The sequence below is a fragment of the Isoptericola sp. NPDC019482 genome, assembly GCF_040632295.1.
Classification (GTDB): Bacteria; Actinomycetota; Actinomycetes; order Actinomycetales; family Cellulomonadaceae; genus Isoptericola.
Genome location: NZ_JBEYBQ010000015.1, coordinates 77,312 through 98,828 on the forward strand (window position 1 = coordinate 77,312; position 21,517 = coordinate 98,828).

General features: G+C 74.5%; 23 protein-coding genes. 13 read left to right on the forward strand and 10 right to left on the reverse strand.

Annotated features, from left to right (window positions below; all coding sequences use genetic code 11):
* Positions 1 to 12: 12 nt before the first annotated feature.
* Positions 13 to 495, forward strand: coding sequence for a DUF456 domain-containing protein (locus ABZ493_RS12045; protein WP_430582406.1), 483 nt, complete (start codon positions 13 to 15; stop codon positions 493 to 495).
* 39 nt (positions 496 to 534) lie between these two features.
* Here ABZ493_RS12045 and ABZ493_RS12050 read toward each other — a convergent pair whose 3' ends face one another.
* The 4 genes from ABZ493_RS12050 to ABZ493_RS12065 form a co-directional block, all read right to left on the reverse strand.
* On the reverse strand, positions 535 to 1,002 hold the full coding sequence (locus tag ABZ493_RS12050) for an HNH endonuclease signature motif containing protein (RefSeq protein WP_430582407.1): 468 nt from the start codon (positions 1,000 to 1,002) through the stop codon (positions 535 to 537).
* Between the two features lie 44 nt (positions 1,003 to 1,046).
* Positions 1,047 to 2,255, reverse strand: a complete 1,209-nt coding sequence (locus ABZ493_RS12055) for a DUF222 domain-containing protein (protein WP_430582408.1) — start codon at positions 2,253 to 2,255, stop codon at positions 1,047 to 1,049.
* A 66-nt stretch (positions 2,256 to 2,321) separates the two neighbouring features.
* On the reverse strand, positions 2,322 to 2,663 hold the full coding sequence (locus ABZ493_RS12060) for a YnfA family protein (RefSeq protein WP_430582409.1): 342 nt from the start codon (positions 2,661 to 2,663) through the stop codon (positions 2,322 to 2,324).
* A gap of 48 nt (positions 2,664 to 2,711) precedes the next feature.
* Positions 2,712 to 3,095, reverse strand: a complete 384-nt coding sequence (locus ABZ493_RS12065) for a VOC family protein (RefSeq protein ID WP_430582410.1) — start codon at positions 3,093 to 3,095, stop codon at positions 2,712 to 2,714.
* A gap of 132 nt (positions 3,096 to 3,227) precedes the next feature.
* On the opposite strand from ABZ493_RS12065, the gene ABZ493_RS12070 reads away from it, so the two are divergent.
* The 4 genes from ABZ493_RS12070 (at position 3,228) to ABZ493_RS12085 (ending at position 7,970) form a co-directional block, all read left to right on the forward strand.
* Positions 3,228 to 3,770, forward strand: a complete 543-nt coding sequence (locus ABZ493_RS12070; protein ID WP_430582411.1) for a GNAT family N-acetyltransferase — start codon at positions 3,228 to 3,230, stop codon at positions 3,768 to 3,770.
* Positions 3,767 to 6,469 (forward strand): DNA helicase PcrA, encoded by a 2,703-nt coding sequence (gene pcrA, locus ABZ493_RS12075; protein ID WP_430582412.1) that lies wholly within the window; start codon positions 3,767 to 3,769, stop codon positions 6,467 to 6,469. The genes ABZ493_RS12070 and pcrA overlap by 4 nt, the downstream gene beginning before the upstream one ends.
* A gap of 43 nt (positions 6,470 to 6,512) precedes the next feature.
* On the forward strand, positions 6,513 to 7,115 hold the full coding sequence (locus ABZ493_RS12080) for a hypothetical protein (protein ID WP_430582413.1): 603 nt from the start codon (positions 6,513 to 6,515) through the stop codon (positions 7,113 to 7,115).
* A gap of 201 nt (positions 7,116 to 7,316) precedes the next feature.
* A complete protein-coding gene (locus ABZ493_RS12085) occupies positions 7,317 to 7,970 on the forward strand; it encodes a hypothetical protein (protein ID WP_430582414.1) in 654 nt (217 codons plus the stop codon).
* A 14-nt stretch (positions 7,971 to 7,984) separates the two neighbouring features.
* Here the strand turns inward: ABZ493_RS12085 and ABZ493_RS12090 are convergent, their stop codons facing one another.
* Together ABZ493_RS12090 and ABZ493_RS12095 are read right to left on the reverse strand one after the other, a co-directional pair.
* Positions 7,985 to 8,539 carry a Clp protease N-terminal domain-containing protein gene (locus ABZ493_RS12090; protein WP_430582415.1) on the reverse strand — a complete coding sequence of 185 codons (555 nt, stop codon included), beginning with the start codon at positions 8,537 to 8,539 and terminating at the stop codon, positions 7,985 to 7,987.
* Complete coding sequence (locus ABZ493_RS12095; RefSeq protein WP_429727962.1) at positions 8,539 to 8,748, reverse strand: RNA polymerase subunit sigma-70; 210 nt, start codon at positions 8,746 to 8,748, stop codon at positions 8,539 to 8,541. The genes ABZ493_RS12090 and ABZ493_RS12095 overlap by 1 nt, the downstream gene beginning before the upstream one ends.
* Before the next feature lie 337 nt (positions 8,749 to 9,085).
* Between ABZ493_RS12095 and sucC the strand changes: the two genes are divergently transcribed.
* The 4 genes from sucC to purN all read left to right on the forward strand — a co-directional run bounded on the left by sucC (position 9,086) and on the right by purN (position 13,264).
* Positions 9,086 to 10,255: an ADP-forming succinate--CoA ligase subunit beta gene (sucC, locus tag ABZ493_RS12100; RefSeq protein WP_430582416.1), complete on the forward strand. Its 1,170-nt coding sequence runs from the start codon at positions 9,086 to 9,088 to the stop codon at positions 10,253 to 10,255.
* Positions 10,256 to 10,292: 37 nt separating this feature from the next.
* Complete coding sequence (sucD, locus tag ABZ493_RS12105) at positions 10,293 to 11,189, forward strand: succinate--CoA ligase subunit alpha (RefSeq protein WP_429766179.1); 897 nt, start codon at positions 10,293 to 10,295, stop codon at positions 11,187 to 11,189.
* Between the two features lie 113 nt (positions 11,190 to 11,302).
* Positions 11,303 to 12,550, forward strand: coding sequence for a DUF6350 family protein (locus tag ABZ493_RS12110; RefSeq protein ID WP_430582417.1), 1,248 nt, complete (start codon positions 11,303 to 11,305; stop codon positions 12,548 to 12,550).
* Between the two features lie 57 nt (positions 12,551 to 12,607).
* Positions 12,608 to 13,264, forward strand: a complete 657-nt coding sequence (purN, locus tag ABZ493_RS12115; protein ID WP_430582418.1) for a phosphoribosylglycinamide formyltransferase — start codon at positions 12,608 to 12,610, stop codon at positions 13,262 to 13,264.
* A 9-nt stretch (positions 13,265 to 13,273) separates the two neighbouring features.
* Here purN and ABZ493_RS12120 read toward each other — a convergent pair whose 3' ends face one another.
* The gene (locus ABZ493_RS12120; protein ID WP_430582419.1) at positions 13,274 to 13,855 is read right to left on the reverse strand and encodes a helix-turn-helix domain-containing protein; all 582 of its coding nucleotides are present in this window, start codon (positions 13,853 to 13,855) and stop codon (positions 13,274 to 13,276) included.
* Between the two features lie 83 nt (positions 13,856 to 13,938).
* Here ABZ493_RS12120 and ABZ493_RS12125 point away from each other — a divergent pair, with 83 nt between their 5' ends.
* Positions 13,939 to 15,252, forward strand: coding sequence for an MFS transporter (locus tag ABZ493_RS12125; RefSeq protein ID WP_430582420.1), 1,314 nt, complete (start codon positions 13,939 to 13,941; stop codon positions 15,250 to 15,252).
* Positions 15,253 to 15,309: 57 nt separating this feature from the next.
* Here ABZ493_RS12125 and ABZ493_RS12130 read toward each other — a convergent pair whose 3' ends face one another.
* Positions 15,310 to 16,347: an SDR family NAD(P)-dependent oxidoreductase gene (locus ABZ493_RS12130; protein WP_430582421.1), complete on the reverse strand. Its 1,038-nt coding sequence runs from the start codon at positions 16,345 to 16,347 to the stop codon at positions 15,310 to 15,312.
* An 81-nt stretch (positions 16,348 to 16,428) separates the two neighbouring features.
* Between ABZ493_RS12130 and ABZ493_RS12135 the strand changes: the two genes are divergently transcribed.
* Positions 16,429 to 17,001 (forward strand): helix-turn-helix domain-containing protein, encoded by a 573-nt coding sequence (locus ABZ493_RS12135; protein ID WP_430582422.1) that lies wholly within the window; start codon positions 16,429 to 16,431, stop codon positions 16,999 to 17,001.
* Between the two features lie 150 nt (positions 17,002 to 17,151).
* Entirely contained in the window at positions 17,152 to 18,786 is a 1,635-nt protein-coding gene (gene purH / locus ABZ493_RS12140; RefSeq protein ID WP_430582423.1) for a bifunctional phosphoribosylaminoimidazolecarboxamide formyltransferase/IMP cyclohydrolase, read from the forward strand.
* A 74-nt stretch (positions 18,787 to 18,860) separates the two neighbouring features.
* Here the strand turns inward: purH and ABZ493_RS12145 are convergent, their stop codons facing one another.
* Positions 18,861 to 20,171 (reverse strand): FAD-dependent oxidoreductase, encoded by a 1,311-nt coding sequence (locus tag ABZ493_RS12145; protein WP_430582424.1) that lies wholly within the window; start codon positions 20,169 to 20,171, stop codon positions 18,861 to 18,863.
* Between the two features lie 73 nt (positions 20,172 to 20,244).
* On the opposite strand from ABZ493_RS12145, the gene ABZ493_RS12150 reads away from it, so the two are divergent.
* Positions 20,245 to 20,607, forward strand: a complete 363-nt coding sequence (locus ABZ493_RS12150; RefSeq protein WP_430582425.1) for a DUF3017 domain-containing protein — start codon at positions 20,245 to 20,247, stop codon at positions 20,605 to 20,607.
* Positions 20,608 to 20,616: 9 nt separating this feature from the next.
* On the opposite strand, the gene ABZ493_RS12155 is transcribed toward ABZ493_RS12150, so the two are convergent.
* Positions 20,617 to 21,282, reverse strand: a complete 666-nt coding sequence (locus ABZ493_RS12155) for a hypothetical protein (protein WP_430582426.1) — start codon at positions 21,280 to 21,282, stop codon at positions 20,617 to 20,619.
* Positions 21,283 to 21,517: the final 235 nt, after the last annotated feature.

Here is a 21,517-nt window from a genome sequence, read left to right on the forward strand (position 1 = left end):
GGGGCGGTCGCGGTGAGCGTCCTGGGGGAGGTGCTGGTCGGGCTGGCGATCGCCGTCGGCCTGGTCGGCATCGTCGTGCAGGTGCTCCCCGGCAACGTGCTCGTGCTGGGGAGCATCCTCGTGTGGGCGTGGGTCACCGGCGGCACGACGGCGTGGGTGTGCTTCGCCGTCGCCGCCCTGGCGGTCGTGGCCGCCGAGACCGGTCAGTGGCTGCTCGCCGGGCGCCACATGCGCCGGGCCGACGTGCCGTGGGGCACGCTCGCGATCGCCGGCCTCGCGGGGATCGTCGGGTTCTTCGTCGTCCCCGTGGTGGGGCTCTTCCTCTTCTTCGCCGGCGCCGTCTTCCTGATCGAGCTGGCCCGACGCCGCGACGCGGCCGTCGCCTGGACAGCCACGCGAGCGGCGCTCAAGGCCACGCTCATCACCATCGGCGTGCAGCTCGCCGGCGGCGTCGTAGCCACTCTCGTGTGGGTCGTCGGGCTGTTCCTCACCTGAGCACCGCTGGCGCGCGCTTCCGTCCGGTGTCTGCGCGGCTCAGGAGAGCGGGGGCCCGGGGGCGGGGATCCCGGGGCCGTGCGGTATCGCCCGGTGTCTGGTGGTCTCGGGTGGTTCGGGTGTCGTGGTGTGTCGGCGGCCGGTGGGGGAGGTCCATTCGAGGGTGTCGCCCATGCCCGTGGTCTCTCGTTGCCTGACGTGCCAGCCGGTCTGGTGTTTCAGGACGTGGTGGCGGCGGCAGAGCGCGGCGAGGTTGGCGGCGCTGGTGGTGCCGCCGTCGGCCCAGGCGACCGTGTGGTCGAGGTCGGACTGTTGTGCGGGGTGGGTGCAGCCGGGGAAGCGGCAGGTGCGGTCGCGTGTGCGGACGAGGGCTTTGAGGTCGGCGGGGACGGTGTAGGTGGTGCGTCCCACGGACAGGACGGTGCCCGATTCCGGATCGGTGAGGATCCGCCGCAGTGCGGGTGCGAGGGCGGTGAGCTGTCGGGCGGTGTCGGGGTCGATCGGCACGTGACCGTCGAGGAGCGCGGGGGCGTCGGTGATGCCGAGCAGGGTCAGGACCGGGACGGTGACGGTGACCTGGGGCCGGATCGAGCGGGCCAGCGTGGCCAGCAGGTTGGCCTCGTGCCGGGTCTCAACGTCGTGAAGGTCACCGTGGGCGCTGGCGTCCGCGTGGCGGTGTCGTTGCTGCGCGCGCTGTCGTGGCGCGGTTCATTGTCGTGTCGCGCGGCTTGTCGGGCGGGGGCAGGTGGTGCGCCGTGGTCGAGGGTGCCGTCGTCCAGGAGGAGGGCGGCGAGGGTGTCGGCGCGGGCTTGGGCGAGGGTGCGCGGGTCGCCGTCGGCGACCAGGTGCCTGCCGGATCTGGTGAGGCGGTCGTGGGCGGCGTGGGCCAGGGGTGCGGGCAGGTGGGCGACCAGCCAGGCCATGCCGTCGTGGCCGTCGTCGAGGTAGACGGCGCGTTGTTGGGCGGCTTCGGTGTGGCGGACGTCGGCGGGGACGGGGTGGGTGGTCTCGCGGGCGCGGCGTGCTCGGCGGGCGACCTGCGCGGGGGTGCAGGTGACCGTGCGCGCGGTGGCACCGGGACCGTCGTCGGGGCTGATCACGGCGGCCAGCACGGAGCGTTCTACATGGGCTGCCTGGTCGGGGTCGAGGTCGGCGACGTGCTTGGTGATAGCGGTGGCGTGCGCCCACGACAGGCGGCCATCGGACAGCGCCTGCAGGGTGGCGGGGGCCTTGGCGGTGAGGGTGCGGGCGTGGTCGGTCAGGCTGCCCGCGGCGTGCTCGCCGATGTGCAGGGTGGTGGCGATCTCTGCGGTCACGGCGCGGTGGGCGAGCTCGAGCCTGCGGGCGGAGGGTGCGCGTCGGGCGGTGGGGTCGTCGGGATCGAGCAGGTCGGTCTCCAAGGCCTCGGCCAGGCGGATCGCGTCCGCGAGGAGCGAGGCGCGCTCGGCGTGCAGGGTCGCGACCCGGGTCTCGTTCGCGGCGAGCCGGTCCAGCACCCGGTCCAGGTCTGCCAGCGTCGGCCGCGCTGTCCGCGTCACTGTCGGTGTCGGCCGCGCGGTTGAGGGCTGCGGTGGCTCGGTGTCGTGCTCGCGGGTGTTCTGCCTGCCGGTCTCGAGACGTCGTGCCTCGTCGTCGAGCAGCTCGCTGATCGACGGCGCCCACGACCGTGGCATCGCGGCGAGCCGGTCCGCCTCCGCGCGCAGGCCCTCGCTCGTGCCGGCATCGGTGCCGGTCACGGGGTCGGGAAGCGTCGTCGTCATGCCCTCAACCTAGCAGGATTCGAACACCTGTTCTATAGGTTGCCGACATCTGTGGACGCCGATCGACTACGCGTGGACGGTGCGCGGCGCGTACATGATCACGGCGACCCCCGCGAGGCAGATCAGGGCGCCCACGACGTCCCACCGGTCGGGACGGAAGCCGTCGACGACCATGCCCCAGACGAGCGACCCGGCGACGAACACGCCGCCGTACGCGGCGAGGATCCGGCCGAAGTTCGCGTCCGGCTGGAGGCTCGCGAAGAACCCGTACGCGCCGAGCGCGACGACGCCCGCGCCGATCCAGACCCAGCCGCGGTGCTCGCGCACCCCCTGCCACACCAGCCAGGCGCCGCCGATCTCGAAGACGGCGGCGGCGAGGAACAGCAGGATCGAGCGCAGCACGGTCATGCGCAGGAGTCTCCCGCCCCGACGGCATCCGCCGCGAGCCCGGGGAGCTCAGCCGGCCGGGTTCTCGGTGGCGTACAGGGTGTTCCCGTCCGGGTCCCGGAAGGAGAACATCGGCGGGGCCGTCCCCCACAGCAGGAGCTCGTCGACGTCGGCCCCCGCGTCCGTCAGGGCTGCGTGGGCGGCCCTGGCGTCGGGCGTGACGAGCCGGATCCCGGTGTCGACGCCGGCGGGCAGCCCGTCGCCCTCCCGCACCAGCGCGAGCGACGTCGCGGCGCCCGGCGCGGCGACGTCGACCCACCGGAAGCCGGGCTGCAGCTCGGCGTCGAAGCGGACCTCGAGCCCGAGGGGCCCGGTGTAGAAGGCGAGCGCGGCGTCCTGGTCCCGGACGGGCACCGCGACGGTCTGGACCCCGGTGAATCGTGCTGCGGCCACGGTGGACCTCCTCGGGCGATGGCCCGGCGCCGGCCGCGCCGGGTGCGGTGCAGGGATGATGGGTGCCGGGGGCGGATCTCATCGGTGCGCGGCTTAAGGTGTCGGGCGGTAGCGACGGCACGAGGGGGAACCATGACCACGCAGGACGCGGCGGCACTGCACGACGATCGGTGGACGGTGCGCGTCGCGACGCTCGACGAGCTGGATGCGCGGACCGCGTACGAGGCGTGGCGGCTGCGGCAGGACGTGTTCGTCGTCGAGCAGGAGTGCGCGTACCCGGACCTGGACGGCCGCGACGCCGAGCCCGCGGCGCGGCACGTCGTCCTGCTCGACGGCGGGCAGGCCGGTCGCGTGGTCGCGACGGCGCGCGTGCTCGACGACGGCGACGTGCAGCGCATCGGTCGCGTGGTGTGCCACCCGGACGTGCGCGGGACGGGCGCGTCGGGAGTGCTCATGCGCGTCGCCGTGGAGGTGTCCACGGCGGCGGCGCCGGGCGCCGACGTCGTGCTCGGCGCGCAGTCGCCGCTGACCGGTTTCTACGGGCGGTTCGGCTTCGTCCCCGACGGCCCCGAGTATCTCGAGGACGACATCCCGCACACGCCGATGCGGCTGTGCCGCGGACGGGTGGGCGGCACCGAGATGTCGGCTGCGGAGCCTACGCTTGGTCCACGATGACCTCCCTGTTCGACAGCCTGTCCCTGCCCGGGTTCGACCACGCCGCGAAGGACGACACGGCGCGCCTGCCGTCCACCGCCCCGCGCTGGGACGACGACGCCGCCGACCCGTCCTCCGGCGCGCCCGCGTGGGTGCGCGACGCGGCGTCGGAGGCGCACGACGGCGGCGCGGACGCCGGGCGTCCGCGGTCGCGCGGGGCGTTCTCGCACCTGGACCCCGAGGCGTTGCTGGAGGGGCTGAACCCGCAGCAGCGGGCCGCCGTCGAGCACGCGGGCTCGCCGCTGCTCATCGTCGCGGGCGCCGGGTCGGGCAAGACGCGCGTGCTCACGCACCGCATCGCCTACCTGCTGGCCACGGGCCGCGCGCGGGCGGGGGAGATCCTCGCGATCACGTTCACCAACAAGGCCGCGGCGGAGATGCGCGAGCGCGTCGAGCACCTGGTGGGCCCGGCGGGCGGCCGGATGTGGGTCTCGACGTTCCACTCCGCGTGCGTGCGGATCCTGCGCAAGGAGGCCAAGACCCTCGGCCTGCGCTCGAGCTTCTCCATCTACGACGCCGCGGACAGCCAGCGGCTCATCACGCTGGTGACGCGCGAGCTGGACCTCGACGCGAAGAAGTACCCGGCGCGCTCGCTGGCGCACAAGATCAGCGACCTCAAGAACGAGCTGATCGACCCGGAGGCCTACGCGCAGAGCTCCGGCGTCGACGCGACGGAGGAGGGCTGGCGCGAGCGCGCCGCGTCCGGGGGGCTCGCGGACGGCGGCGCGCCCGAGTTCGACACCGTGCTGGCCGACGTCTACCGGCGCTACCAGCAGCGGCTGGCGCAGGCGAACGCCCTCGACTTCGACGACATCATCATGACGACGGTGAACCTGCTGCAGGCGTTCCCGAACGTCGCGGAGCACTACCGCCGCCGGTTCCGGCACATCCTGGTGGACGAGTACCAGGACACCAACCACGCGCAGTACATGCTGGTGCGCGAGCTGGCCGGCGCGACGGCGGACGGCCCCGGCGTCGACGGTCTCGACCCCGCCGAGCTCACCGTCGTCGGCGACGCCGACCAGTCGATCTACGCGTTCCGCGGCGCCACGATCCGCAACATCGTGGAGTTCGAGGAGGACTACCCGGACGCCACGACCATCCTGCTGGAGCAGAACTACCGCTCCACCCAGACGATCCTCACGGCCGCGAACTCCGTCATCTCGCGCAACCCGGACCGCAAGCCGAAGCGGCTGTGGACCGACGCCGGCGCGGGGGAGAAGATCGTCGGCTACGTGGCCGACGACGAGCACGGCGAGGCGCGGTTCGTCGCCGAGGAGATCGACCGGCTGGGCGACTCCGACGGCGTGCGCCCCGGCGACGTCGCGGTGTTCTACCGCACCAACGCGCAGTCGCGCGCGCTGGAGGAGGTGCTGATCCGCGTCGGCCTGCCGTACAAGGTCGTGGGCGGCACCCGGTTCTACGAGCGCCGCGAGATCAAGGACGCCGTCGCCTACCTGCGGGCGCTGGCGAACCCGGACGACGACGTCAACCTGCGTCGGGTGCTCAACGTGCCCAAGCGGGGGCTGGGGGACAAGGCCGAGTCGCTCGTCGCGTCGTTCGCGGACCGGGAGCGGATCTCGTTCGGGGCCGCGCTCGAGCGTGCCGAGGAGATCGGCGGCATGACGTCGCGCACGTCCAAGCCGCTCACGGCGTTCCGCGACATGATGCGCGAGCTGCGCGCCCTCGTCGACGACGGCGAGCCACCCGCCACGATCCTCGGCGCCGTCCTGGACCGCACGGGCTACCTCGCGGAGCTGCGCGCGTCGGACGACCCGCAGGACGCCTCCCGCGTCGAGAACCTCGCCGAGCTGCACGCCGTCGCGGCCGAGTTCAGCGAGCTCGACCCCGAGGGCGATCTCGCCGACTTCCTCGAGCGCGTGTCGCTGGTGGCCGACGCCGACCAGATCCCCGACGAGGACGTGGCCGACGGCGAGGCCGAGCAGGAGCCCAAGGAGGACCAGGGCGTCGTCACGCTCATGACCCTGCACACCGCCAAGGGCCTCGAGTTCCCCGTCGTCTTCCTCACGGGCATGGAGGACGGCACGTTCCCGCACATGCGGTCGCTGCACGACGACTCCGAGCTCGCCGAGGAGCGGCGGTTGGCGTATGTCGGGATCACGCGCGCCCGGCAGCGGCTGTACATCTCCCGGTCGGCGGTGCGGTCCGCGTGGGGCGCGCCCAACGAGTTCCCGCCCAGCCGGTTCCTCGAGGAGGTCCCCGAGGACCTGTGGGACTGGCGGCGGCGCGAGTCGTCCACCCAGTACCTGCGCCGCGGCGGGTCGGCCTGGGGCGGCGCGGCACGGAACGGCGCGGCGCGCGGCGGGGCCCGCGGTGGCTCGTCGGGCGGCACCTGGTCGCCGCAGCGGAGGTCGCCGTCCGAGGGCGTCGGCGGCCGGATCGGCCGCCCGAAGGACGCTGGCACCACGACTGCCGGCACGACGGCGGGCACGGGCGCGACGTTCGGCTCGGCCACCCCGCGCAAGGACGCGGACGTCCCGTCCCTCGACGTCGGCGACAAGGTGACGCACGACGCCTACGGTCTCGGCACGGTCGTGTCGCTCGAGGGCAGCGGCCCGAACTCGGTCGCGCGCATCGACTTCGGCGCGGACGGCACCAAGCGGCTGCTGCTGCGGTACTCGCCGGTCACGAAGCTCTGACGGTGGCCGGGCGGACGCCCGTCGCCGCTGGCATGGTGGCCGTGTGCTGCTCGACGCCAGGACGCTGCGCGGGCTCGCCGACGGGACCGTGACGCACACCTACCGCCGGTGGGCGGTGGTGCGCGTGCGCGCCGGGTCGACGATGCGCACGAGGGTGGGCGTCGTCGAGGTCACGTCGGTGGAACCGGCGACCCTCGGGAGCGTCGACGACGCCGACGCCCGGGGCGCAGGATTCCGCTCCGCCGACGCGGCCCGCGCCTGGCTCGAGAAGCGCGGCGAGGGCGAGCCGTACCGGGTGGGCCTGCGGCTGGTCGGCCCAGACCCGCGGGTCGCGCTGCGCGAGGACGACGACCTCGACGAGGCGGCCGTCGACGCGATCCGCACCCGCCTCGCGCGGATGGACCGCGCCGCCCCGGAGCCCTGGACCCGGGCCTACCTGGAGCTCGTCGCGGCGCGGCCCGCCGTCGTCGCGCGCACCCTCGCCGCCGACCTCGGGATGGAGCGCGACCCGTTCAAGATCCGCGTCCGCCGGCTCAAGGAGCTGGGACTCACCGAGAGCCTCGACGTCGGCTACCGGCTCTCGCCGCGGGGGCGCGCCTACCTGGCGGCCACGGCGGAGGGCGACGCCCCCGTCTCGCGGCCCTAGGAATGCGCTCCGTCCGGTGCCGATGGGGACCGCTCCCCATCGCACCGTCGTCCCGCCGGCCCTACGGTCGTCGCGACCGAGGACGACGGGGCGGCGACGGACAGGCCGGGCGCGGAAGCCCCGCCAGCTCGCTCGACGGCGCGGCGGAGACGCTCGCCGACGCCCTCCGCACCGTTCGACCGAGCCGACGAGGACCCGCGCATGATCCAGCACCCCGCCCCCCGACCGACCGTGCGGGCGCCGGAGCCCGCGAACCTGGTGCGCCTGACGGGGCACGAGCTGATGACCCTGTTCCGCGTGGCGACCCCGCCCGAGGCGCAGCTGACGCGCGAGGCGCTGCAGCTGCCCGCCCTCCCGGACGGGGACCCGTTGCTGCGCGCGGGGTTCAGCTCCCTCGTGCTGCGCGGGCTGGCGCGCGACGACCACGGACGGCTGGTGCCGGTGGGGAACCTCGCGGCGCTGTGCGCCGTGCTGTTCACCGCCACCCAGTGGACCGAGGCGGTCGGGACGGTGGGCGACCAGCGTCACACGGCGCTGATCGTGCGCTCCCCGCACGGCAGCGCGATCCTCGAGTCGCGGCCCACCGGCATCTGGCAGGCGCTGCCGGTCGCCCCGGACGTCGCGACGGCGCGGGCCGCCGCCGGGTACGTGGCCGCGAGCTTCGGCGCGCTCACCGGGCGCCCTTTCGGCGGCGTGGTGACGGTCGCGGACGCGCGCGGGGCGCGGACCGCCGGGGTGCGGGTCGACGACGACGGCACGTGGACGCTCGTGCACGGCCCGGTCGACGCCCTCCACGGCCCGGAGCGGGTCGCCGCGGACGCGGCGTTCGGCCTCCTGGAGGCGGCGCTGAGCTGAGACCGTGCGGCGCCTCAGGCCGCCCGGGCCTCCCGCTCGGCCGCGGTGCGCAGCGCGGCGACGTCGGAGCCGGCGTCGTGCAGCGCGGCCTCCAGCAGCCGGCCGCCGGGGCAGTCGGAGCGCAGCACGCCGAGCAGCAGGTGTCGGTCGTCGATCCCCTTGTCGCCGAGGCGGATCGCCTCGCGCAGGGACAGCTCGAGCGCCTTGCGGGCGTCGGCGGTGAACGGCCAGTGCTTGCGCCGGCGGGTGCCCCGTCGGGCGGCACGGTCAAGCGCTCCCGAGCCGAAGGTCTCGTCGGCGCGCCGGCTGACCTCGTCGAGGTCGATCCCGACGGCGGCCAGCGCCTCCGCGTCGAGCACCTCGCCGCGTCGCACGGCGTCGCGCGCGAGCGCCGCGACGTCGTCGGGCCGGAGCCCGCAGGCCTCGAGGGCGGCCGGCACGTGCCCCGCGCCCGAGGCGAGCGTAACCACCAGGTGCCGGGTGTCGATCGACTCGGAGCGCTCGCGCTCCGCCACCTCGACGGCGCCCTGCACCGCGGCGCGCGCGTCCTTGGTGAACCTCTCGAACATCAGATCCTCCTGCCGTGCTTCTTGTGGACCGCCTGCTTGCTCACGCCGAGCGCGTCGGCGACGTCCTGCCACGACCAGCCGAGCTGTCGCGCACGCTCTACCTGGAGCGTCTCGAGCCGGTCGGCCAGGTCGCGCAGCGCGCGGACGGCGCGGAGCCCTTCCGTGGGGTCGTCGCCGGCGGCCGCGCCGACGAGCGTCTTCTCCGTCATGCCGTCAACTATGGTTGACGCCTGGATAGCTGTCAACCCAGGTTGACGCGGGCCGACGGAATTGTCAGAGCCACACGGAGGTATAGGTGGTCCTGGCTCTGACAGCTCGCGGTGCTCGTGAGCTGTCAGAGCCACGTCGAGATATAGGCGGTCCTGAGTCTGACAACTCGGGCGGCGGCGTGTGGGATCGGTCACCTGCGGCGGGGGATTGCCGGGCCGCGGTTCCCGGCGTCGTGCGGGTCGGACTACCCTGTTCGGGGATGTCTTGATGTCGAGACATCCGTTCGTGCCGGCCTCTGCCGACCCAGGGGCACCACCGATGGAAGGACGCAGCAGGGTGGACCTGTTCGAATACCAGGCTCGCGACATCTTCGAGAAGCACGGCGTGCCCGTGCTCGGCGGCGTCGTCGCGACGACGCCCGAAGAGGCTCGCGCAGGTGCAGAGAAGCTCGGCGGCGGGACCGTCGTCGTCAAGGCCCAGGTGAAGGTCGGTGGCCGCGGCAAGGCCGGCGGCGTCAAGCTGGCCCACTCCCCGGCGGAGGCCGAGGAGAAGGCCACCGAGATCCTCGGGATGGACATCAAGGGCCACACGGTCCACCGCGTGATGATCGCGCAGGGCGCCAAGATCGCCGAGGAGTTCTACTTCTCCGTGCTCCTGGACCGCGCGAACCGCAACTACCTCGCCATGTGCTCCGTCGAGGGCGGCATGGAGATCGAGCAGCTCGCCGTCGAGCGCCCCGAGGCGCTGGCCAAGGTCGCCGTCGACCCGATCGTCGGCATCGACGAGGCCAAGGCGCGCGAGATCGTCGACGCCGCGAACTTCGCCGACGACCTCAAGGCCCCGGTCGCCGACGTCATCCAGAAGCTCTGGACGGTCTTCACGGCCGAGGACGCCACGCTCGTCGAGGTGAACCCGCTGGTCCGCACCGAGGACGGCTCGATCGTCGCCCTCGACGGCAAGGTCTCGCTGGACGACAACGCCTCCGAGGTGCGCCACCCGGACCACGAGGCGCTCGAGGACAAGGCCGCGGCGGACCCGCTGGAGGCCAAGGCCAAGGAGAACGGCCTCAACTACGTCAAGCTCGACGGCGAGGTCGGCATCATCGGCAACGGCGCGGGGCTCGTCATGAGCACCCTCGACGTCGTCGCCTACGCCGGCGCGGAGCACGGCGGTGTGAAGCCCGCCAACTTCCTCGACATCGGTGGCGGCGCCAACGCCCAGGTCATGGCCAACGGGCTCGACGTCATCCTCAACGACCCGCAGGTCAAGAGCGTGTTCGTCAACGTCTTCGGCGGCATCACCGCCTGCGACGAGGTCGCCAAGGGCATCGTCGGCGCGCTGGAGATCCTCGGCGACGAGGCCACCAAGCCGCTCGTCGTGCGCCTCGACGGCAACAACGTGGACCTCGGCCGCGCCATCCTGCGCGAGGCGAACCACCCGCTGGTCACCCTGGCCGAGACCATGGACGGCGGCGCGGCCAAGGCCGCCGAGCTCGCCCACCTCTGAGCGCCCCGCCGACGTCGAAAGCAGAGATTCGAGAACAATGTCGATCTACCTCAACAAGGACAGCAAGATCATCGTCCAGGGCATCACCGGCGGGATGGGTGCCAAGCACACCGCCCTGATGCTCGACTCCGGCGCGCAGATCGTGGGCGGCGTGAACGCCCGCAAGGCCGGCACCACCGTGACCCACAAGGACCACGAGGGCAACGACGTCACGCTGCCCGTCTTCGGCACCGTCAAGGAGGCCATGGCGGAGACCGGCGCGAACGTGTCGGTCCTGTTCGTGCCCCCGGCGTTCACCAAGGACGCGGCCATCGAGGCCGTCGACGCCGAGATGCCGCTGATCGTCGTCATCACCGAGGGTGTCCCGGTGCAGGACTCGGCCGAGGTCTTCGCCTACCTCCAGGGCAAGAAGACCCGCATGATCGGCCCGAACTGCCCCGGCATCATCACGCCGGGCGAGTCGCTGGCCGGCATCACGCCGCACACCATCACCGGCAAGGGCCCGATCGGCCTCGTGTCGAAGTCGGGCACCCTGACCTACCAGATGATGTACGAGCTGAAGGACCTCGGGTTCTCCACCGCCATCGGCATCGGCGGCGACCCGGTCATCGGCACCACGCACATCGACGCCCTCGAGGCCTTCGAGAACGACCCGGAGACCCAGGCGATCGTCATGATCGGCGAGATCGGCGGCGACGCCGAGGAGCGCGCGGCCGCCTACATCAAGGAGCACGTGACGAAGCCGGTCGTCGGCTACGTCGCCGGCTTCACCGCCCCCGAGGGCAAGACCATGGGCCACGCCGGCGCCATCGTCTCCGGCTCGGCGGGCACCGCGCAGGCCAAGAAGGAGGCCCTCGAGGCCGTGGGCGTGAAGGTCGGCAAGACGCCGTCCGAGACCGCCGAGCTCATGCGCGAGATCCTCAAGTCGCTCTGACCTGAGGGCGCTCCGGCGCCACGCGACGCCCACGACGGCGCTCGCCCCTGCGGGGGCGGGCGCCGTCTGTGTGTCTGCGGGGTTCTGCCCGCGGCGCGGGTGACGATGGGCCGGTGAGCGCACCACCCGGCACCCGCCCCACCCGGACCGTCGACGGCGACGGCCCCACGCGCCGCCTCGGGCGGGGGAGCGAGCGGTTCGCGGCCGCGACGTCGGGCGCGTGGGCCACCGTGCAGGGCGTCGTGCTCTCCGGGGCGGTCGTCGTGCTGCTCGCCGTCGTGGGGGTGCTGGGCGGGTCGCCGGACTCCGCGTGGACCGGGGCCGTCGGCGTCGCCACGGGGCTGTGGCTGCTGGGGCACGGCGTGCCGGTCGACGCCGGCTCCGGCGTCATCACCCTGGTGCCCCTCGGGATCGGCGCCCTGGCGGTCTTCACCACCTACGTGTCCGTCAAGCGCTCGGCGCTGCCCACCCTGGCTGCCTGGGCGGGGGCGACCGTCACCTATGCCGCCGCGACCGTGGCCCTCGCCGCCGCGACCGCGGGCGTGGCGGGCGGTGAGGGGCTCGCCGCCGCGGCGCCCCGGCTCGCCCTCGCGGCGCTCGGTGGCGCCGTCGTGGGCGGCGCCGGCGCGGCCCTCGGCATCCTCGTGCCGCCGGACCGGCCCGAGGTCGTCGTCCCCGGTGGCCTGCTCGACCGCACGGTGCCCGACGTCGCGCGGCTCGGGCTGCAGGCGGGCACGGTCGCGCTCGCCGCCCTGACCGGGCTCGGGGCCGCGCTCACGCTGGTGTGGGTCGTGGCCGGGCGGGCGACGTCGGAGGACGTCGTGACCGGGCTCGACCCGGGCTGGATCGGCGGCGTCGTGTTCGCCGTCGCGCAGCTCGCGCTGCTGCCCAACCTCGTGCTCTGGGCCGCCTCGTGGCTGGCCGGGACCGGGTTCGCCGTCGGTCAGGGCACCCTGTACGCCCCGGGCGGCACCGAGACGGGCCCGCTGCCCGCGGTGCCGCTGCTGGGTGCGCTGCCCGGCCCGGACTGGTCCGGCCCGACCGCGACGGTCGCGGGGCCGCTCGCCGTCGTCGCCTGCGGCGCGCTCGCTGGCTGGTTCGCGTGGCGGCGGCTCGACCCCGACCGCGTGCGCTGGTCCGACCTGGCCCAGGTGCTCGCGGGGACGGTGGTGCTCGCGGGCGTCGTGACCGGGCTGCTGCAGCACTGGGCCGGGGGAGCGGTCGGCGCCGGCCGCCTGGCGCAGGTGGGCGCCGACCCGCTGCTCACCGGGGCGGTGGTGGCCGTCGAGGTCGGGGTCGGGGCGGCGGTCGTGCTGGCGTGCGCGCACCTGCAGGTCGGCACGCGGCTTCGGCGGGAGTAGGCCGGGGCCTCGTCCCGAGCGCGACGGTCGGCGGGGACGCGCGGGTAGGGTGACGTCGTGCAGACCCCGTCCGGCCACCCCGTCGCGTCCACCTCCACCCAGGGCACGGCCCAGGCCCGGCTGGTGGTCCTCGCCTCCGGCGGCGGCTCCAACCTCGCGGCGCTGCTCGCGGCCCACGACGACGCCGCGTACGGCGCCCGCGTGGTCGGCGTCGTCTCCGACAAGCCCGGCGCCGGGGCGCTCGACCTGGCCCGCGACGCCGGCGTCGCGTCCGTCGTCGTCGCCCCGCAGGACTTCGACGACCGTCCCGCCTGGAACGACGGCGTGGCCGAGGCCGTCGCCGTCTTCCGGCCCGACTACGTGGTGCTCGCCGGGTTCATGCGCATCCTCGCGCCCTCGTTCGTCGAGCGGTTCGCCGGCCGGATCGTCAACACCCACCCCGCGCTGCTGCCGTCGTTCCCCGGCGCGCACGGCGTGCGCGACGCCCTCGCCTACGGCGTGAAGGTCACCGGCTGCACCGTGCACGTCGTCGACGCCGGCGTCGACACCGGCCCGATCCTCGCCCAGGCCGTCGTGCCCGTGCTCGACAACGACGACGAGGCGTCCCTGCACGAGCGGATCAAGGTCGCCGAGCGCGCCCTGCTGGTCGAGACCGTGGGCCGCGTCGCGCGCGAGGGGCTGCGGGTCGACGGTCGGCGCGCCGTCGTCGGGTGACGTCGCCGCTCAGGATCCCTCGGCGTCCCGGGCGGCGTCGCCGCGGGGGTCGTCCCGCGGCGCGATCGCAGTGAGCAGCTGGTACACCTCGCGCGGGACGAGGGGCTCGTCGCGGGACGCGGCCACGCTGCGCTCCGACCACCGGTTGAGGAGCTGCGAGAGCTCGAGGATGAGCTCGTTCGCCTCCTCACGAGTGAGCATCATCGTGGTGAGCATGAACGTGCGGCCGGCGTCGAGGGTCTCCTCGTGGCTGCCGTGCGCGAACACCTCCGAGAGCCACTCGACGGTCGGGCGCAGGATGAGGTCGGCCGCGTCGCCGGCGGCGGGCTTCACGTTGTAGCTGGTCGCGACGTTCTTCCAGACGCGGTCCCGCTTGTCGCGGGCGTGCTCGGGGGCCTCCGTGATCATCCCCGCCCGGGCCAGCACCCGGAGGTGGAAGCTCACCGAGTTCGCGGGGTGACCGATCGCCTCGGCCAGGTCGGCAGCACGCGCGTGACCGGCCGCCGCGAGCTGCATGAGGATCCGCTGCCGCACCGGGTTGGCGATGGCGCGCAAGGACTCGGGATCGCTGATCTCCATGGTCTCCAGCACGGGTCGAGCGTAGCAAGATTCCCGCAATACCTAATGCGCAATAGCTATTGCGCAAGATGTGTTGCGAGTCTACGGTCGTGCCCATGACCGAGACCCAGGCGGCCGCGTCGCCGTCCACCGCGAGCGAGACCGTCCCCGTCGACCCGGCCCGGGCGCTCGCGCCCCTGCGCCGCAACCGGCCCTACATGCTGCTGATGACAGGCCTCACCGCACAGTCGCTGGGCGGGAGCGTCACCAGGTTCGCGGTGCCGCTCCTGGCGTTGCAGCTCACCGGGTCGCCGACCGCCGCCGGGGTGATCGCGGCGGTGGGTCAGAGCGGCGCGCTGCTCGCGGCCCTGCCTGCCGGCGTCGTCGCCGACCGGACGGACCGGCGTCGGCTGGTTGTCGTCGCCGCGAGCGTCGCCGCCGTCCTGTGGGCGACGGTCGTCGTCGCGGGGATCACCGGTCGGCTCACGGCGTGGCACCTCGCCACGGTGCTCTTCGGGGCGGCGGTCGCCACGGCCTTCCTCGACCCCGCGATCAGCGGGGCGTTCCGCGCAGTCGTCCCGCCGTCGCAGCTGCCCACCGCCTACGCCGTCGCGCAGGGTCGCGACGCCTTGGCGGGGATCCTCGGGGGGCCGCTGGGCGGCGTGCTGTACGGCGTGGCGCACGTCGTGCCGATGATCGGGGCGGTCGTGGGAGAGGCGGTCACGGCGCTCTGCGCGGCCTTCGTCAAGGAGCCGCTGAACGGTGACGTCGCGGACCAGCGTGCCCTGCGCCCCGTCTTCGCGCTGCGGCAGGGGCTCCGCTTCGTGTGGTCGCTACCCCTGTTCCGGGCGTGCCTGGGGATGTTCGTCGTCGTCAACGTGGCGCTGACCGGGATGCTCATCGCCATCCACCTCGAGCTCGCGGGATCCGGCACCTCGCCCGTGCTCATCGGCGTCCTCGACATGGTCGCCGCGGAATCGATGCTGCTGGGTGCGGTGATCGCGCCCCCGCTCGTGGCGAGGCTGCGGCTCGGGGTCCTGACGGTGGCGGCGCTCGGGCTGCTCGTCGCGGCCTTCGCGGCGATGGCGGTCGTGCAGGAGTACCTCGCGTACGTCGTGCTGATCGGCGTCGGGGTGCTGCTGGTGCCGGCCGTCAACGCGGCGATGGCGGGCTACACCGCCGCGATCACGCCGGGGGAGATGCAGGGGCGCCTCGCCTCCGTGCTGGGGCTGAGCGGGGTGGCGGCCATGCCGCTGGCGCCGCTGGTCGGCGGCACGCTGCTCGACGCGGGCGGCATCGGCGTCGTCCTGGGGGTGCTGGTCGCGCTGCTCGCGGCGACGACGGTCGCGCTCGGTCTCGTGCACTCGCTGTGGCGGGTCGGCACGCCGGACACCTGGGCCGACGACGTCCTCCCGATGCCCGGCGAGTGACCCCGTGAGCTGTCAGGGCCAGCGCGATCGACCACGCGCTGGCCCTGACGCGTCGGGTCAGACGGCGGACCAGCCGCCGTCGGACGCGAGGATCGCGCCGTTGAGGTTCACCGCGTCCGTGGACAGCAGGAACGTGATCGACGCGGCGAGGTGCTCCGCCGTCGCGATGCCGGGGATGTTGCCCATGTACCGGCCGAGGCGCGCGCCGCCGAACTCGGCCTGGGTCGGCACCTGGATACCGGTCGCCACGCCGCCCGGGGCGACGGCGTTCACCTGCACGCCCGTGCCCGCGTACATCACGGCGGACGACTTGGTGAGGCCGACGACGGCGTGCTTCGACGCCGTGTACGCGGCGCCCGCGGCGGACCCGCGCAGCCCGGCCTCCGAGGCGACGTTGACGATGCGGCCGCGGCCGGCGGCGAGCATCCCGGGCAGGACGGCGCGCATGAGGCGCATGGTGCCGTCGACGTTCACGCGCATCACGCGCTCCCAGGTGGCGTCGGTGAGCTCGTGCACCGCGCCCATGTCGTCCATGATCCCGGCGACGTTGGCGAGCGCGTCGACCCGGTCCCCGGCGGCACGCACGATCTCCTCGACCGAGTCGGGCGACGTGATGTCGCCCGCGACGGCGACGACCTCGGCGCCCGGCACGACGCCGGACAGCGACTCCGCGAGCTCGTCCAGCTTCTCCTTCGCCAGGTCGACGGCGACGACGCGGCCGCCCTCGCGGGCCACGCGGGACGCGACGGCGCGGCCGATCCCCGATGCCGCACCCGTCACGACGACGGTCTGGCCGGTGAAGCGGCCGGGCGTGACCTGCTCGGCCCAGGCGGCGGGGGCCGGGGTGCCCTCCGCGGCGGACCCGGACGAGGCGTCGTCCGGCGCCTGCTCGCGGTACGCGGCGACGAGACCGTCGACCATCTCCGCGGGGAACTGGCCGTTCGACAACGCCACGAGCTGCTCGAGCGGGAGGCCGCGCGCCGGGGCGAGCGCCTCGGCCGACGCGCCGGCCTGCTCGAGGACGGCGCCGAGGATGCGGCCTCCGACGGGGTGGTCGAGCCACTCGCCGACGGTCGAGGATGCGGACAGGGCCATGGTGCTCTCCTTGCTGGCGGGTCCCTCACGGGCTGCGGTCGTGCTAACCGGACAATGCTGTCCGGTTGCTAGTCTATTCCGGTGCCCACCGCTCGGAGCAACCCGCGCCCCTCCCCCCGGAGCAACCCCGGTCCCGCGGCGGCGCCCCGCAACCGCGCGGCGCTCCTCGAGGCGGCGCACGCCGTCTTCGCCGAGTCCGGCACGGCCGCGCCGCTGAGCTCGATCGCGCGCCGCGCGGGCGTCGGGCAGGGCAGCCTCTACCGCCACTTCCCGGACCGCGTCTCGCTCGTCGCCGCCGTCGTCGAGGAGAACGTGGACGCGCTGGAGGCGGCGTCGGCCGCGGGCGCCGCGCTGCCGGAGCTCCTCGGCCTCGTGACCCGGCACGCCATCGAGTCCGTGGGCGTGGTCGACCTGCTGGCCGAGGACCGCCCCGCGCGGATGGTCGAGCTGCGCGACCGCGTCTCCGCGGTGCTCGCCTCGCGCCACGGCGCGGCGCTCGAGGCCGGCCAGGTGCCGCCCGGTACGACGGTCGACGACCTCATGCTCGGCGTGGAGCTCGTGGCCGGCGCGCTCACCCGCCGCCCCGCGGCCGAGCGCGCGCCGATGGCCGCACGGGCCTGGAAGCTACTGGGCATCGAGGTCGCGCTGCCGTGACCGGTCCCCGCGACGTTCGGTAGACTCGCCGGGGCCGTGACTGGCGAGGGTGGGTCACCACCGGGGAGCGGCCGAGACGTCCCGCCATGCGCGCCGCCCGCCTGGGTGCGAGGGTCTTTCCGCGAGAACCCGCCCGAGGAGAAGACACTCATGTCCGGTGCACCGACCGCCCCCGACGTCCAGCTCGCCGACGACGCCCAGCGCCCCGTGCGCCGCGCGCTGCTCAGCGTCTACGACAAGACCGGCCTGACCGAGCTCGCCACCGCCCTGCACGCTGCGGGCGTCGAGCTGGTCTCGACCGGCTCCACCGCCACGAAGATCGCCGCCGCCGGCGTCCCCGTCACCCGCGTCGAGGAGCTCACGGGCTTCCCCGAGTGCCTCGAGGGCCGCGTCAAGACGCTGCACCCGCGCGTGCACGCCGGCATCCTGGCCGACACCCGCAAGGCCGACCACCTCGCCCAGCTCGCCGACCTCGGCATCGAGGCCTTCGAGCTCGTCGTCGTGAACCTGTACCCGTTCGCGGCCACGGTCGCGTCGGGTGCCGGCCCGGACGAGGTCGTCGAGCAGATCGACATCGGCGGGCCGTCGATGGTCCGCGCGGCGGCGAAGAACCACCCGAGCGTCGCCGTCGTCGTCGACCCGGCGCGGTACGACGACGTCGTCGCCGCGGTGCAGGGCGGCGGCTTCACCTTCGCGCAGCGCAAGCGCCTCGCCGCCGCCGCGTTCGCGCACACCGCGCAGTACGACGTCGCCGTGGCCTCCTGGTTCGCCAGCGCGTACGCGCCGGACGAGACGGCCGTCGAGTCCCACATGCCCGACGTCACGGGCGCGGCCTTCGAGCGCGCCGCGGTGCTGCGCTACGGCGAGAACCCGCACCAGAAGGCCGCGCTCTACACGCGGACCGACGGCGGCACGGGCCTCGCGCAGGCCACGCAGCTGCACGGCAAGGCGATGAGCTACAACAACTACGTGGACGCCGACGCCGCCTGGCGCGCCGCGCACGACCACGAGGGCCCGGCCGTGGCGGTCATCAAGCACGCCAACCCGTGCGGCATCGCCGTCGGCGACGACATCGCGCAGGCGCACGCCCGCGCGCACGCCACCGACCCGGTCTCGGCGTACGGCGGCGTCATCGCGGCCAACCGCGTGATCACGAAGGCCGCGGCCGAGGGGATCGCGCCGATCTTCACCGAGGTCGTCGTCGCACCCGGGTTCGAGCCCGAGGCGCTCGAGATCCTGCAGAAGAAGAAGAACGTCCGTCTGCTCGTCGTCGACACCCCGCCGCGTGCCGTCGCCGAGAACCGCCCGATCTCCGGCGGCATGCTGGTCCAGGAGGTCGACCGGTTCCAGGCCGAGGGCGACGACCCCGCGTCGTGGACCCTCGCCGCCGGCGAGGCCGCCGACGAGGCCACCCTCGCCGACCTGGCGTTCGCGTGGAAGGCCGTCCGGGCCGCCAAGTCCAACGCGATCCTGCTCGCCGCCGACGGCGCCGCCGTCGGCATCGGCATGGGCCAGGTCAACCGCGTCGACTCCTGCCGCCTGTCCGTCGAGCGCGCGAACACGCTCGCCGAGGGCGACTCCGGGCCGGTCGAGCGGGCGCGCGGCGCGGTCGCCGCGTCCGACGCGTTCTTCCCGTTCGCCGACGGCCTGCAGGTGCTGCTCGACGCCGGCGTCCGCGCCGTCGTGCAGCCCGGCGGGTCCATCCGCGACGCCGAGGTGATCGAGGCCGCGCAGGCCGCCGGCGTGACGATGTACCTCACCGGGACGCGCCACTTCGCGCACTGACGCTTCGCCGACGGTTCTGATCGCGGACGTTTTCGGCTTCATCACGTTCGCGATCAGAACCGTCGGCCGGCGGGCTACGGTCGGTCGGCGACGGCGGACTTCAGCCGGACGGCGGGGTCGGTGGCCTTCGCCAGGTCCAGGCGCAGCGGCTCACCGCGGCTCATGAGCCGGCGCACGCCGCCCACGTCGCGCGGCGAGTCGACCAGGAGGACGGCGCGGACGGTCACGACGCCGTCGGGCGCGCCGCCGAGCTCCGGGTGCTCCGCCGGGTCCAGGTAGAGCGCTGCCCACGGGCCCTCGCCGGGGGTGCCGCGCAGCACCACGGGGGAGGCGTCGGGCCCGGTGGTGACCGGCAGGCCCAGCAGCGCCAGGTCGTGCCCGAGCTGCTGCGAGAAGACGTACGGCGCGTGCCCGGTGCCGGCCGGCTCGACGCCGAGCATCGCGCGCACGGTGGGGTCGGGGTCGTGCAGCGCGGCCGACCAGTGCCCGCCGGGCACCGTGCCGAACACGGGGTGCGCGCGCGACGCGACGTCGCCGACCGCCCAGACGCGGGGATGCCCGGGGACGCGACCGTCGCCGTCCACGAGGAGCGCGCCGCGCGCGTCCAGCGGCAGCGCGCCGGCCAGCCAGCCCGACGCCGGCCGCGCGCCCACCGCGGTGAGCACGAGGTCCGCCGGGACGTGCTCGCCGTCGGCGAGGACCACGCCGGAGCCCTCCACGGCCGCCACGGCGGCGCCCGTGCGCAGGCGCACCCCGGCGTCCGCGTACCAGCCCGCGAGCAGCCCGCCGACGTCGGGTCCCAGCTGGCGCGACAGCGGTGCGCCGGCCGCCTCGAGCACCGTGACGTCCGCGCCGGCGCCCGCGGCTACCCCGGCGACCTCCGCGCCGATCCAGCCGGCGCCCACGATCGCCAAACGCAGCCCGGCATCGTCGCGCAGCGCCGCTCGGAGGCGGTCGGCGTCGGCGGCGGTGTGCAGCAGGGACGACGCGCCGAACCCCGGCGGGACCAGCGGCACGGAGCCCACCGCGAGCACGACGGCGTCGGCCGCGACCTCGCCCCGTGCGGTCGTGACGACCACGCCGTCCGGTCCCGGGGCCAGCGACAGGGCGGGCTCGGCGAGCCGCACGTCGTCGGCGAGCGCCTCGACGTCGACGCCGAGGTCCGCGCTCAGCCACACCGGCTCGGGCCGCGTCAGCAGCTCCTTGGAGAGCGGCGGGCGGTCGTACGGGGACACGCCCTCCGCGCCGAGCAGCGTGATCCGCCCGTCGAAGCCGTGCGCGCGCAGCGCGGCGACGGTCTGCGCGCCGGCCAGGCCGGCGCCCACCACGACGACGGAACGGGGGACGGGGGAGGCGAGCGTGGCGTCGGGCGTCGGGTCGGGCACGGTCCTCACCGTAACCCTGCGGGCGTGGAGGTCCGGTGCTCGCCGTGGCCCCACGACGGTAGGCTCGGCTGCCGTGGATCCCCGTGCGCTGCCCGACCCTCCGCGTGACCCCGGAGGGACCGAGCCCGCGCCCACGTGGCACTCGGTCGGGGCGAAGGGTGAGGAGCCCGCGCGCCCCCTGCCCGGACCTGAGCGGGCCATCGTCACCGTGCTCGTCGGCATCGTGCTCGCCGTCGTGCTCGGTGTGCTCGTGGGGGCGCGCGTCGGCACCGGCACCATCGCGCTGACGCTGGCGGTGGCCGGCACCTGGCGCGCCACGTCGTCCACCGGGCCCGTCGGCCTCGTGGTGCGCAGCCGCGGGTTCGACGTCTTCCTGTGCTGGGGCGGTGCGGTCGTCATCGGCGTGCTCGCACTCACCGCCCCCGGCCTGGGCTGAGGGCGCCGGTCAGCCCGCCGCTCCCACGAGGCTCGTGGTCAGCGGGTCGTCGAAGGTGACCGCGCACGTCACGACCCTGCTGCCTGCCAGCCACTCGGTGTACCGAGGGGCCAGGGTCCAGATCTCCAGGGGCGGCCCGCTGTACTCGCCGCCGACGAACTCCGTCCAGGCGCTCGCGCACATCTCCCGGCCGACCGACCAGATCGTCGCGTCGTCCACGGCGTCCGCGAGGGTGAGGCGATCGTCGGCGAACACCTGGCCGGTGTGCGGCTCGTCGCAGAACCCGGCGACGGGCACGTACATGTCACCCCGCTCCACGAGGGGCTCGGCGTCGAAGCACGACGGCGACGGGACGACGCCCAGGTACGTCGGACCGCCGTCGGCGGACGAACCGTCGTGGCCGGGCTCGGGCGTCGGGGACGGCGTGGGCACGCCGTCCGCCGGCTGTGCCGCACACATGACGTGCGGCGACGACTCCCACCCGTCCTCGTCGGTGAACCACGACCACCAGGGCACGTCCTGCGGACTCCGGCCGAGGGCGTGAAGGGCGGCGTCGCAGGTCGCGTCCGCGACGCCCTCGCCGGTGGCGCTCCCCGGCCAGGCCGTGCCCGCCGGGGCGTCACCGGCGTAGTACACGGCGTAGGCCGAGGACCGGGCACAGGGGACGAGGGGCACCAGCGTGACGAACTCGCTCGCCTCGAAGCAGTCCCCGGGTGCCAGCAGGGTCCACGGCTTGGCCCGCGCGAAGCTGACGTCGTCCCCCAGCCCTTCGCCGCGGGGGTCGCGAGAGGGGGCCTCCTCGGGGGCCGGGGAGGCCGGCGATCCTTCTATGTCCTGTCAAGCCGGGGTCGGGTTCGTGAGGTCGGGGTCGTAGCGCGCGGTGGCGTTGAGGGCGCGGTAGATCTGTCGG

What these genes read in the sequence shown, in the direction of transcription:
- ABZ493_RS12055 (WP_430582408.1), bottom strand. Translation starts at nt 2,255, where the DNA reads ATGACGACGACGCTTCCCGACCCCGTGACCGGCACCGATGCCGGCACG.
- ABZ493_RS12060 (WP_430582409.1), bottom strand. Translation starts at nt 2,663, where the DNA reads ATGACCGTGCTGCGCTCGATCCTGCTGTTCCTCGCCGCCGCCGTCTTC.
- ABZ493_RS12070 (WP_430582411.1), top strand. Translation starts at nt 3,228, where the DNA reads ATGACCACGCAGGACGCGGCGGCACTGCACGACGATCGGTGGACGGTG.
- pcrA (WP_430582412.1), top strand. Translation starts at nt 3,767, where the DNA reads ATGACCTCCCTGTTCGACAGCCTGTCCCTGCCCGGGTTCGACCACGCC.
- ABZ493_RS12085 (WP_430582414.1), top strand. Translation starts at nt 7,317, where the DNA reads ATGATCCAGCACCCCGCCCCCCGACCGACCGTGCGGGCGCCGGAGCCC.
- ABZ493_RS12090 (WP_430582415.1), bottom strand. Translation starts at nt 8,539, where the DNA reads ATGTTCGAGAGGTTCACCAAGGACGCGCGCGCCGCGGTGCAGGGCGCC.
- ABZ493_RS12095 (WP_429727962.1), bottom strand. Translation starts at nt 8,748, where the DNA reads ATGACGGAGAAGACGCTCGTCGGCGCGGCCGCCGGCGACGACCCCACG.
- sucD (WP_429766179.1), top strand. Translation starts at nt 10,293, where the DNA reads ATGTCGATCTACCTCAACAAGGACAGCAAGATCATCGTCCAGGGCATC.
- ABZ493_RS12125 (WP_430582420.1), top strand. Translation starts at nt 13,939, where the DNA reads ATGACCGAGACCCAGGCGGCCGCGTCGCCGTCCACCGCGAGCGAGACC.
- ABZ493_RS12130 (WP_430582421.1), bottom strand. Translation starts at nt 16,347, where the DNA reads ATGGCCCTGTCCGCATCCTCGACCGTCGGCGAGTGGCTCGACCACCCC.
- purH (WP_430582423.1), top strand. Translation starts at nt 17,152, where the DNA reads ATGTCCGGTGCACCGACCGCCCCCGACGTCCAGCTCGCCGACGACGCC.